11 protein-coding genes and 1 pseudogene are annotated in these 10,390 nt (G+C 68.6%); 9 read left to right on the top strand and 3 right to left on the bottom strand.

Annotation, left to right across the window (positions count from 1 at the left end; all coding sequences use genetic code 11):
* Window positions 1-330 precede the first annotated feature (330 nt).
* Window positions 331-783 (top strand): DUF192 domain-containing protein, encoded by a 453-nt coding sequence (locus ACFWZU_RS05850; protein ID WP_439700483.1) that lies wholly within the window; start codon window positions 331-333, stop codon window positions 781-783.
* 204 nt (window positions 784-987) lie between these two features.
* Here the strand turns inward: ACFWZU_RS05850 and ACFWZU_RS05845 are convergent, their stop codons facing one another.
* Window positions 988-1,182, bottom strand: a complete 195-nt coding sequence (locus tag ACFWZU_RS05845) for a rubredoxin (RefSeq protein WP_209621664.1) — start codon at window positions 1,180-1,182, stop codon at window positions 988-990.
* Window positions 1,183-1,272: 90 nt separating this feature from the next.
* Between ACFWZU_RS05845 and thiE the strand changes: the two genes are divergently transcribed.
* Both thiE and hemL read left to right on the top strand, forming a co-directional pair.
* A complete protein-coding gene (gene thiE / locus ACFWZU_RS05840) occupies window positions 1,273-1,887 on the top strand; it encodes a thiamine phosphate synthase (protein ID WP_439700482.1) in 615 nt (204 codons plus the stop codon).
* Between the two features lie 20 nt (window positions 1,888-1,907).
* Window positions 1,908-3,197 carry a glutamate-1-semialdehyde 2,1-aminomutase gene (hemL, locus tag ACFWZU_RS05835; RefSeq protein ID WP_439700481.1) on the top strand — a complete coding sequence of 430 codons (1,290 nt, stop codon included), beginning with the start codon at window positions 1,908-1,910 and terminating at the stop codon, window positions 3,195-3,197.
* Window positions 3,198-3,251: 54 nt separating this feature from the next.
* Here the strand turns inward: hemL and ACFWZU_RS05830 are convergent, their stop codons facing one another.
* Both ACFWZU_RS05830 and ACFWZU_RS05825 read right to left on the bottom strand, forming a co-directional pair.
* A complete protein-coding gene (locus ACFWZU_RS05830) occupies window positions 3,252-3,671 on the bottom strand; it encodes a VOC family protein (protein WP_439700480.1) in 420 nt (139 codons plus the stop codon).
* Window positions 3,668-4,912: an acetylornithine/succinylornithine family transaminase gene (locus tag ACFWZU_RS05825; RefSeq protein WP_439700479.1), complete on the bottom strand. Its 1,245-nt coding sequence runs from the start codon at window positions 4,910-4,912 to the stop codon at window positions 3,668-3,670. The genes ACFWZU_RS05830 and ACFWZU_RS05825 overlap by 4 nt, the downstream gene beginning before the upstream one ends.
* 338 nt (window positions 4,913-5,250) lie before the next feature.
* Between ACFWZU_RS05825 and ACFWZU_RS05820 the strand changes: the two genes are divergently transcribed.
* The 6 genes and pseudogenes from ACFWZU_RS05820 (at window position 5,251) to ACFWZU_RS05795 (ending at window position 10,380) form a co-directional block, all read left to right on the top strand.
* Complete coding sequence (locus ACFWZU_RS05820) at window positions 5,251-5,748, top strand: hypothetical protein (RefSeq protein WP_439700478.1); 498 nt, start codon at window positions 5,251-5,253, stop codon at window positions 5,746-5,748.
* Window positions 5,749-5,753: 5 nt separating this feature from the next.
* Window positions 5,754-6,386: a hypothetical protein gene (locus ACFWZU_RS05815; RefSeq protein ID WP_439700477.1), complete on the top strand. Its 633-nt coding sequence runs from the start codon at window positions 5,754-5,756 to the stop codon at window positions 6,384-6,386.
* Between the two features lie 793 nt (window positions 6,387-7,179).
* Window positions 7,180-7,410 (top strand): annotated as a pseudogene (locus tag ACFWZU_RS05810) (adhesin); the annotation flags it as partial.
* A 120-nt stretch (window positions 7,411-7,530) separates the two neighbouring features.
* On the top strand, window positions 7,531-8,232 hold the full coding sequence (locus ACFWZU_RS05805) for a C39 family peptidase (protein WP_439700476.1): 702 nt from the start codon (window positions 7,531-7,533) through the stop codon (window positions 8,230-8,232).
* Between the two features lie 13 nt (window positions 8,233-8,245).
* Entirely contained in the window at window positions 8,246-9,013 is a 768-nt protein-coding gene (locus tag ACFWZU_RS05800) for a hypothetical protein (RefSeq protein ID WP_439700475.1), read from the top strand.
* A gap of 47 nt (window positions 9,014-9,060) precedes the next feature.
* Window positions 9,061-10,380 carry a hypothetical protein gene (locus ACFWZU_RS05795; RefSeq protein ID WP_439700474.1) on the top strand — a complete coding sequence of 440 codons (1,320 nt, stop codon included), beginning with the start codon at window positions 9,061-9,063 and terminating at the stop codon, window positions 10,378-10,380.
* Window positions 10,381-10,390: the final 10 nt, after the last annotated feature.

Raw genomic sequence — 10,390 nt, 5'->3', positions numbered from 1 at the left:
TCATCCATCCACCGCAAGGCGCCCACACAAGTCACCTGCGCACACTGTCAAAGATCAATCACTTGCGACCGATTCCTCGAATCGCCCCGAGACGTTTCGTCCCGGGTGAGCCGCCCATTCTACATTCGTTTCTCTGTCCGTCAACACCCTGTGAGAAGAAAATTCGTCGCAGGAGAAGGGGAGAACCCTTCGCGAGGGCGGCCTCGTCGAAGGGGCGAGAATCATAGCGCCGCGCGCGAGCACTGTGAAGGGGGCGTGGAGTTTTTTTTGAACCCGTTGGGGTTGGGTTCAACCGCTACACTCGAACGCTCACTACATCTGGACCGAGCCATGAAGCGACTGCCCCTGGTGTTCCTGCTGCTCGCCGCCACCGGCTGCGCGACCGCCGTACCAAAGAGCCCCGCGCCCGCGGTCGATCTGCATGGGCATCACTTCAGCACGGAACTCGCGACGGACGATGCCAGTCGCGAGCGCGGCTTGATGATGCGCAAGGAGCTGGCCGCCGATCACAGCATGCTGTTCGTGTTCCCGGACACCCAGCCACGCTGGTTCTGGATGAAGAACACCCTGATACCGCTGGACATCCTCTACTTCGATGCCGACCGCAAGCTGGTATCGATGCAACTGGACGTGCCGCCGTGCAAGGCCGATCCCTGCCCGAGCTACCCCAGCGACGCGCCTGCGCGTTATGTGCTCGAGCTGCCGGCCGGGACGGCACGACGCATCGGCGTGGAATCCGGCGACGAACTGAAGGTCGATGGCGACATCGGCGCAGTGCGCTGACCGGCGCCCCGCTGGCAGGGCAGACCTACCTGGTAGGGAACCAGCCGCGAGGGGTCGAGCCGGTCGAGCATGTCCCACTCGTCTTCGAACGGAATGAACTGTTTCATGCGCGCCTCCCGCGTCGACTACGGAGACAGGAAAGCAGACGGCCCGGTCCGCACGATGACGGAACCGGGCCGTTTGATGACGGGCACGAGGCGCGTGTCAGTCGGTCTCGACCATCTCGAAGTCGTCCTTGGTCGCGCCGCAGTCGGGGCAGGTCCAGGTGTCGGGCACGTCTTCCCAGCGCGTGCCCGGCTCGATGCCCTCTTCGGGCACGCCTAGCGCTTCGTCATAGATGAAGCCGCATACCACGCACATCCACTTGCGCGTCGCGGGGGGTTTGGCGTCGGTGCTCATCGGATCGTGTCTTCGTCTGCAGTTGAATGGGCCATTCTCGCAACTCCCCCGCCAGAGCGAAAGCGCGGCGACCAGACACAAGGAACCCCGATGCATCCGTTCCCTTCGCGCGGCGTGTACGCCATCACCAATGGCTCCCGCAACGATCTGCTGGACGTGACGCGTGAGGCGCTGGCCGGGGGCGCACGCCTGCTGCAATACCGCGACCTGGGCCACGATGATGCCCGCCGGCATGCCGAGGCCCTCGCACTCAAGCGCCTGTGCGACGAATACGGCGTGCCACTGCTGATCAACGGCGACGCGGCACTCGCACAGGCGGTCGGCGCCGCCGGCATACACCTGGGCGAAACCGCCGAAGAACTGGCCGGCGCGCGCGCGCGGCTCGGTGCGCAGGCGATCATCGGCGTGTCCTGCTTCGACTCGCTCGAACGTGCGCAGTCGATGGCGAAGGCGAGCGCCGATTACGTGTCGTTCGGCGCTTTCTTTCCGTCACCGACGTTGCCGCACGCCCGCACGGCGCCGCTGGAATTGCTGAGGCAGAGCGCCGCATTAGGCGTGCCACGGGTGGCGATCGGCGGCATCACGCCCGAGAATGGCGCCGCCCTGGTCGACGCCGGCGCCGACTACCTGGCCGCCATCTCGGCCGTGTTCGGCGCCACCGACGTGCGCGCCGCAACCCGCCGCCTTGGCGACCTCTACCGTTAACCTTCCGACGAGCCCCATCCATGACCACCAACCACGAGCTATTCCAACGGGCACAGCGGCTGATGCCCGGCGGCGTCAATTCGCCGGTGCGCGCCTTCAAGTCGGTCGGCGGCGAGCCGTTCTTCACCGCGCGCGCCGAGGGTGCCTACCTGTGGGACGTCGAGGGCACGCGCTACATCGACTACGTCGGCTCGTGGGGCCCGATGATCGCCGGCCACAACCACCCGCGCGTGCGCGAGGCGGTAGAGCGTGCAGTGCGAGATGGCCTGTCCTTCGGCACGCCTTCGCCGGCCGAGGTGACCATGGCCGAGACGATCACGCGCCTCGTGCCGTCGGTGGATATGGTGCGCATGGTCAACTCCGGCACAGAGGCGACGATGTCGGCGATCCGGTTGGCGCGTGGCGCCACCGGGCGCAGCAAGATCGTGAAGTTCGAGGGCTGCTACCACGGCCACGGCGACAGCTTCCTGGTCAAGGCCGGCTCCGGCGCGCTGACCTTCGGCGTGCCGACGTCGCCCGGGGTGCCCAAGGCCGCCGCCGACCTGACCCTCACCCTGCCCTACAACGACCTGCCGGCGGCCGAGACGCTGTTCGCCGAGCACGGCGCGGACATCGCCGGCCTGATCATCGAGCCGGTCGCCGGCAACATGAACTGCATCCCGCCAAGGGACGGCTACCTGCAGGGGCTGCGCGAGCTGTGCACGCGCCACGGCGCGTTACTGATCTTCGATGAGGTGATGACCGGTTTCCGGGTGGCGCTGGGCGGCGCACAGGCGCATTACGGCGTGGTGCCGGACCTGACCACCTTCGGCAAGGTCATCGGCGGCGGCATGCCGGTGGGTGCCTACGGCGGGCGCCGCGATTTGATGGAGCAGATCGCGCCGGCCGGCCCGATCTACCAGGCAGGCACGCTCTCGGGCAATCCGGTCGCCATGGCAGCCGGCCTGGCCATGCTGGAGCTGATCCAGGCGCCCGGCTTTTACGACAAGCTCGCCGCACGCACGCGGTTGCTCTGCGACGGCCTGCAGGCCGTCGCCGATGCCGAGGGCGTGCCGTTCAGCACCAACCGCGTCGGGGGCATGTTCGGCCTGTTCTTCACGGCCGGACAGGTGGCGAGCTACGCGCAGGCCACCGCGGCCGACACGGCGCTGTTCAACCGCTTCTTCCACGGCATGCTCAAGCGTGGCGTGTACCTCGCACCGAGCGCATTCGAGGCGGGCTTCCTGTCCAGTGCGCACAGCGACCAGGACATCGCCGACACGCTGGAAGCCGCGCGCGGCGCGTTGCGCGAGGCCAGGCAGCACGCGTGAACTTGCCGACCTTGCGCCAAACGCCGGCGGCCTGCAGCCTGGCCTGAGTCGCCTCTACCAGACGCCCGTGTTGGGCATCGAAGCCCACGGCTCCCGCGGCGGCAGATGGCCTTCCTGCAGCAGTTCGATCGAGATCAGGTCGGGCGAGCGCACGAACGCCATGTGTCCGTCGCGCGGCGGGCGGTGGATCGTGCAGCCCATGTCCTTGAGGCGCTCGCAGGTGGCATAGATGTCGTCCACGCGGAACGCCAGGTGGCCGAAGTTGCGCGACGAGCCGTAGTCCTCCTCCGAGCCCCAGTTGAAGGTGAGCTCGATCTCCGCGTCGGGACTCTCCGGCGCGGCAAGGAAGACGAGGGTGTACTTGCCTTCCGGCACCTCCTTGCGGCGCACCTCGCGCAGGCCGAGGCCTTCGCAGTAAAAGCGCAGCGACGCATCCAGGTCGCGCACGCGGACCATGGTGTGCAGGTACTTCATGGCGTTTCTCCGGCAGGGGCGGCGAGGAAGGCGGTAAAGGCCGTGCGCAGGCGCTCCAGCCCCTGCGCCAGTTCCTCGTCGGTGATGGTCAACGGGGGCAGCAGGCGCAGTACGTCGGGGCCCGCCTGGAGCAACAGCACGCCGCTTGCCGCGGCCACGTCGAGCATGGCAGCGGCCTTGCCACGATGGGGTGGCGCCAGCGCCGCGCCCAGCATCAGGCCGCGCCCGCGCACCTCCTCGAACAGGCCCAGCTCGGCGTCGATGGCCGCCAGGCCGGCACGCAGTTCGTTCGACTGGCGCTCCACGTTCAGCAGCACCGCGGGCGAACCGAGCTTGGCCAGCGCCACGCGCGCCACCGCCGCAGCGAGCGGGTTGCCGCCGAACGTCGAGCCGTGCGCGCCCACCTGCATGACGTCGGCGACCCTCGCTCCGGCCAGCATCGCGCCGATCGGGAAGCCCGCCCCGAGCGCCTTGGCCAGCGTCACGATGTCCGGCTCCACGTCGTCCTGCACATGCGCGAACAGCGTGCCGGTGCGGCCCATGCCGCACTGGATCTCGTCCAGCACCAGCAGCGCACCATGGCGGTCGCACAGTTCGCGCGCGTGCCTGAGGAAGCCGGGCGCCGCCGGGCGCACGCCGCCCTCACCCTGCACGGGCTCGACCATCACCGCGGCCACGTCTCCCTGCGCGAATGCCGCCTCGAGTGCGGCCAGGTCGTTGAAGTCGATGTAGCGGAAGCCCTGCGGTAGCGGCTCGTAGCCCTCCTGGTACTTCGGTTGCGCGGTCGCCGTGACGGTGGCGAGCGTGCGCCCGTGGAAGGAGCCACGGAAGGTGACGATGGTGCGCTGTCCGGCGTCGCGTCCCTGCGCGGCCGCCCAGCGACGGACCAGCTTGATCGCCGCTTCGTTCGCCTCGGCGCCCGAGTTGCACAGGAACACGCGCTCGGCAAAGCCGGACGCCTCGACCAGCTCCTGCGCGAGCTTCAGCGGCGGCTCGGTGTAGAACACGTTGCTGCTGTGCCACAACTTGTGCGCCTGCGCGGTGAGCGCGGCAAGCAGGTCGGGATCCTGGTGACCCAGGCCGTTGACTGCGATACCCGCGCCGAAGTCCACGTAATCGCGCCCCTGCGTATCCCACAGCCGCGCGCCGCGGCCGTGGTCGAGCACGAGCTCGCGCGGGCGATACACCGGCAACCAGTAGCGCCGGGCCAGATCGATCAGGGAAGCGTCGTGCGTGGACATGGCTCTCCGGCGGCGCCTGGGCGCCGTTGCAACATGCGTGGGGCGCGACCGGGGCGTCGCCCGCACATGCTAGCACCGCGACTGGGCCGCCCCGGCGCCTGCGGTTGTAACAGTCGCACAAGGTGTATCGCCGCTGTTACACCCCGCGCCGGGCACGCTGCCATGCGGTTTTGCGCCGACCGGCAGGGCCCTGGCGCCCAGGGCGCTGTAACACCGGGTGAAGGCGGGAACCGCTGCGGGGACGTCGAAAGCGGCACCACGGCGCGGTTTGAGGGCCATCCGCGGGCTTGGCACGGCGTTTGCCACCGAGGCACTCACCGAAGGAAACGAGCCGTGCCATGGAACCCGCAGTCGCCCCTCCGTCCCGCCTTCTCGCGCTCCGGCCGCTAGCGGCCATGCTCGCGCTGGTCGGCCTGCCTTTCGCCGGTCATGCGGCGGATGCGCACCGGGCGGTCGATGCCAGGCCGGGGGACATCGTGCTGCTGCGCACGGTATCGACGCGCCCGGCAGCCCGGCCCGCACCGCCGGGAATGGCGCTGATGGTGTCACCTTCGCCGCAGCCGGAAATCCTCGCCTCGCTGGGGAGCGGCGAACTTTCCGACGACGACATCGCGCAGTTGGGCGTGACGCCCTCGCCCACCGTGCAACTGCAATCCACCGAGGGCCGCGTGCTCGAGGGCATGCTGGTTCGTGGCAGCGGCGGCACCATGGTCGCCGGCAACAGTGTGAGCAGCACCGTGACGGCCCCGACCGTCGCCATCGGCAACGCGACCCGCGGCATCGGCGACCAGGTGCAGGGCGCGCTCGCGCAACTGCCCTTCGGCAACGGGCATTGAGCGCCATGCGCCGCCCGATCGTGCTCGCCTTTCTCGCCACGCTGGCCATGCTCAGCACCGGCGTCAACGCGAGCGACGACGACTACGCCGCCATGCTCGGCTACCTCACCAGCAGCCGCCTGGATGGTCACGCGCTGCAGGGCGCGCAGGGCAGCGTCGCGATGAACCTGGCGGCGGGCGATCTCAACAGCCAGGCCAACCTGCGCGCCTTCGCCACCGGCACCCAGGCGCAGGCATCGATCGACGCGCGCCAGCGGACGCTCGACAACCGGGCCAATGCGCCGGCGCAGGCGCAGGCCTCCATCGCCGGCGACGTCCTTGCCGGCGCGCACGGGCTCGTATCGATCAACCAGGCCAGCGGGACGGCGAACACGCAGCTCAACGCGGTCGCCGCGGCGCTGGCCAGCCAGGGCATACGCGAAACGACGGACGGCTCGCTGTCTGCCGCCGTTTCGGCGTCGGCAGAAGTGCAGCCGGGAACGGGCGCCGGCGTACCGGGTGAAGGCACGCGCAGCGTGTCGGTCGCCGCGGGCGCCATGCAGGGCTTCCGTGGCGTGCTGCAACTCAACCAGACCGCGGGATCGGGCAATGCCACGGGCAACATCCTGTCGCTGTCCGTGTCGGAGCTACCGCGCTGACCACCATAAGAATCGGAGTGAGGACACCATGAACGCATCCAAGAAGACCCTGATCGCCTTGGCGGTCGCCACGCTGTTCGGCAGCCCGATGGCCTTTGCGAACAACCACGACCAGCACCACGCGCCGTTTGATTCGGCGGCGGTGGCCACGGTCGACAACAACCAGTCGGTGACCGGCAACGTCACCGCCAACAACAAGCTGAAGAACACCAGCTCGATCGAGGACCGCACGGCCGCGCAGGCCTCGGGCAACATCGGCATGAACGTGGCCTCCGGCGACAACAACGCCCAGGACAACGCCGCCGCGCTCGCCGCCACGGATGCCGATTTCGCCTTCGGCCTGGCCGATTCGGAAATCGACGTCGGCCAGACCGGCATGGGCAACGTCACCGTGAACGAGGGCGTCAAGAACGATGCCTACGTTACCGACAATGCCTTCCGCTGGGCCTCGGGCAACATCGGCGTGAACGTCGCTTCGGGCAACAACAACCAGCAGAAGAACGCCCTGGCCGCCTCGGTCGCGACGACCAAGTTCGCCCATGCCGGCGTGAGCATCGACCAGATGTCTTCCGGCAACGTCGTCAGCAATGCCGGTCGTGTCGAGCGCTACGACGACACCACCGCCGTGCATCTGAGCGGTACGGTGCAGGGCTACAGCCTCGGCTACGGTCTGGGCGGCTATGCCGGCAGCACCAGCAGCACCTCGCAGGGCACCGAGTCGGGCAGCTGGGATGTGCTCGGCTACTCGCTGGGCGGCTACAGCGGCAGCACCAGCAGCAGCTCGCAGGGTTCCGAGCAGGGCGCCCTGGGCTTCGTCGAACTCTCGGCCAGCGACCTGTGGGCCGACCTGTGCGGCTACGTGACCACCTCGCGCTACGTGGTGGTCAACGCCACCAACGACGCCAGCCTGTCGGGCAATGCCTTCCAGCATGCGACCGGCAACATCGGTGTGAACGTGGCCTCGGGCACCGGCAACCTGCAGGCCAACAGCCTGTCGCTCGCCGTCGCGCAGCCGAGCCCGTAACCACTTCGGCCAAGGCAGGCCAACGAGGGCGGTACCCGGCTGTCCGCAGCCGGGTTCCTATGGAACCCCCCGGTCCGTCCCCTGCGGACCGGGGGGACTTCCTCCCCACTGGTGATACTCATGCGACTGACGACCCGTACCTTTCTGTTTTGCACCCTTGCGATCGGCGCGCTGGCGTCGGCGCGCGCCGGCGAGGTGCGCTTCGGCGGCGTACTGCCCAACGGCGGGCTGTACGTGCATCCGGTGGAGAGCATGCAGGAGGCGCGCTTCCGCAACCTCGTGCGGCAGCAAACCGACTACAGCTGCGGCGCCGCCGCGCTGGCCACGATCCTGCGTTATGCCTACCACCTGGACGTCGACGAAGCGGTGGTGATCCAGGGGATGCTCGGCGTGTCCGACGAGAACCTGGTCAAGCAGCGCGGCTTCTCGCTGCTGGACATCAAGCATTACGTGGAAGCGTTGGGCATGCGCGGCCGCGGCTATCGCGTCGACGAGGCGCGCTTGCGCAGCCTGCGCGTGCCTGGGCTGGTACTGATGGACGTGCGCGGCTTCCGCCATTTCGTGGTGCTCAAGCAGGTCGAGGGCGACACCGTGGAACTGGCCGACCCGATGCTCGGCAACCGCAGCCTTTCGCTTGCCGACTTCCTCCAGGCGTGGCCTTCGCGGGCCGTGTTCGTGGTGATCGGCAACGACTTCGACCGCAACACGGTGCTGCTCCAGCCCGAGGGCAAGGCCAGCGCCCGCGCCCTGTACGCCCGGCAGGGGCCGATCACCGACGCCGAGCTGCTGGACTTCGGCTTCAGCAGCGCCGACCTGTTCTGAAGAGGCTCAAGCCATGCTTCGCCGCTCCTTTCCCCTTCTCGCCACGGCGCTGCTGCTGGCTCCCGCGCTGGGCGCGCACGCAGCTGACCGTGCTCCCGGCGCCGGCCTGCAAGAGCTTCCCGACACCGAACTCAACGCCATGCGTGGCCGCTACACCGTCGACGACCACACCGTCGCCTGGTTCGGCGTGACCATGATTTCGACCTGGCAAACCGCCAGTGGCCAACTGCTGCAGGGAACGCTGGCCTTCGGCATGGATTTCAGCCATGGAAAAGGCCAGCCCACGCTTACCTTCACGCCCAGCGTGACCCTCACAACGGCTGACGCCCCGGTGCCGATGCCGGCCACCGGCACCCGCAGTGTCGACGGCAGTGGGCTGGCGAACGTGGGCGGCCTGCTGCAGAGCGTGCAGGTGGCCGGGGACGGCAACCTCGCCAGCAATGTGACTCGCCTGACCATCCGCGACGGCCAGGCACCCAGCGGCACCGGCACCGGCACCGGCACCGGCGGCGCCAGCCTGAGCGACGGCGATGCCAGCGTGGCGGTCGGCTTCGACAGCCAGTCCGCCGGCGTGCGGCTGTCCATCGACGGCCAGGGGACGGTGCAGCAGTGGATCCGCGACGGCAGCCTCGGCCAGAGCGTGCAGCTCGCCGCGGACGGCCAGAGCGTGAGCAACCGGCTGGAGATCGACCTGGTCCGCCAGGCGTCCCCGGCCAACACGCCGCTTGCGTTGAACGTGGCGCAGGCGATCGGCCTCACCCGAGGCATCGCAGGGAACTGAAACGCGCGCCACCGCCCGGCGCGCCTTCGGTCCAGGGGAGCAAACACATGCACAAGACCTTGTTAGCCACCGCGGTGGCCTGCGGGCTGTTGATCGGCCTGCCCTTCGACCTTGCCGCGCAGACAGCACCTTCGCCGCAGGACGAAGCCCAGGTGCAGACCCTGCTGGCCCAGCTGCAGGCGTTGAAGGCCAGCTACGCGCAACAGGTGCGCCAGTTGCGCGAGCTGGACATGCAGGTGCAGGCACTGCAGGCAAAGCTGGCCGGCAAGACCGCACCCGCCGCCCTGCCTGCGCCGGGCGGCACGCCGCCACCTACCCGGCTCGCGCTGGCCGCCACGCCGCCACCCGATGAGGGCACCCGCGCCGGCAGTGCTGCCGAAGCCGAAGCGGCCCGCCAGGAAGCGCCCACGCGCAGCCTCAAGGACGCGCTGCAGCAGGAGCACGCGCTGTTCGACCGCAAGTTCACGCTGGAAAACAGCGTCAGCTACGCACGCTACGACCGCAGCCAGATCACGCTCAACGGCTTCCTGGCACTCGATGCAATTTTTCTGGGCAACATCGCCATCGAGGACGTCAAGTCCGACTCGCTCACCTACAACCTGGCTGCCCGCTACGGCGTGAGCCCGCGCCTGACGCTGAACCTGGACGTGCCCTACCTCTACCGCAAGACGGTCTACCAGAAGGGTGGCGCCGGCGGTTCGGCCGCCGCGATCGCCGAAGAGGACACCACCGGTGCAGGCCTGGGCGACATCGGACTGAGCGCCAACTACAAGCTGTTCGACGAAACCGCCTCGCGGCCGGACACCGTGCTGACCCTGGGCATCACCGCGCCGACCGGACAATCGCCCTACGGCATCGACTGGAAGGTGCTGCAGCGCGAGGACGACCAGTACATCAGCTTCGCCGTGCCGGACAAGCAGCCGACCGGCAACGGCGTGTGGCAGGCGAACCTCGGGCTGTCGGCGGTCAAGACCATGGACCCCGCGATCGTGTTCGCCAACCTCGGCTACCTCTATTCCCGTCCGCGCGATTTCGAGGACATCAACACCGACCCTGAAACCCGCAACCCGGGCTCTGTGAAGCTCGGCAACACCTACTACTTCGGCGCGGGCGTGGCGTTCGCGTTCAACGAGCGCACCAGCCTGAGCCTGTCCTTTGCCGACAAGCTCAGTGCGAAGGCCTCGCTGCGCTACAAGGGCTCGCCGTGGTCCAAAGTGATCGGTTCGGACGCCCACGCCGCGACGTTCAACATGGGCGTGACCCACGCGCTGAGCCAGCACACCACGCTGGTCACCCTGCTGGGCATCGGCCTGACGCCGGACGCGCCGGACTTCAGCCTGAGCTTCAAGGTGCCCTACATGTTCTAGCCGTGGTGGC

Source organism: Frateuria sp. GZRR33 (genome assembly GCF_051900425.1).
In the GTDB taxonomy this organism is placed as follows: domain Bacteria; phylum Pseudomonadota; class Gammaproteobacteria; order Xanthomonadales; family Rhodanobacteraceae; genus Frateuria_A.
This window is presented reverse-complemented; position numbering and strand designations above follow the sequence as displayed.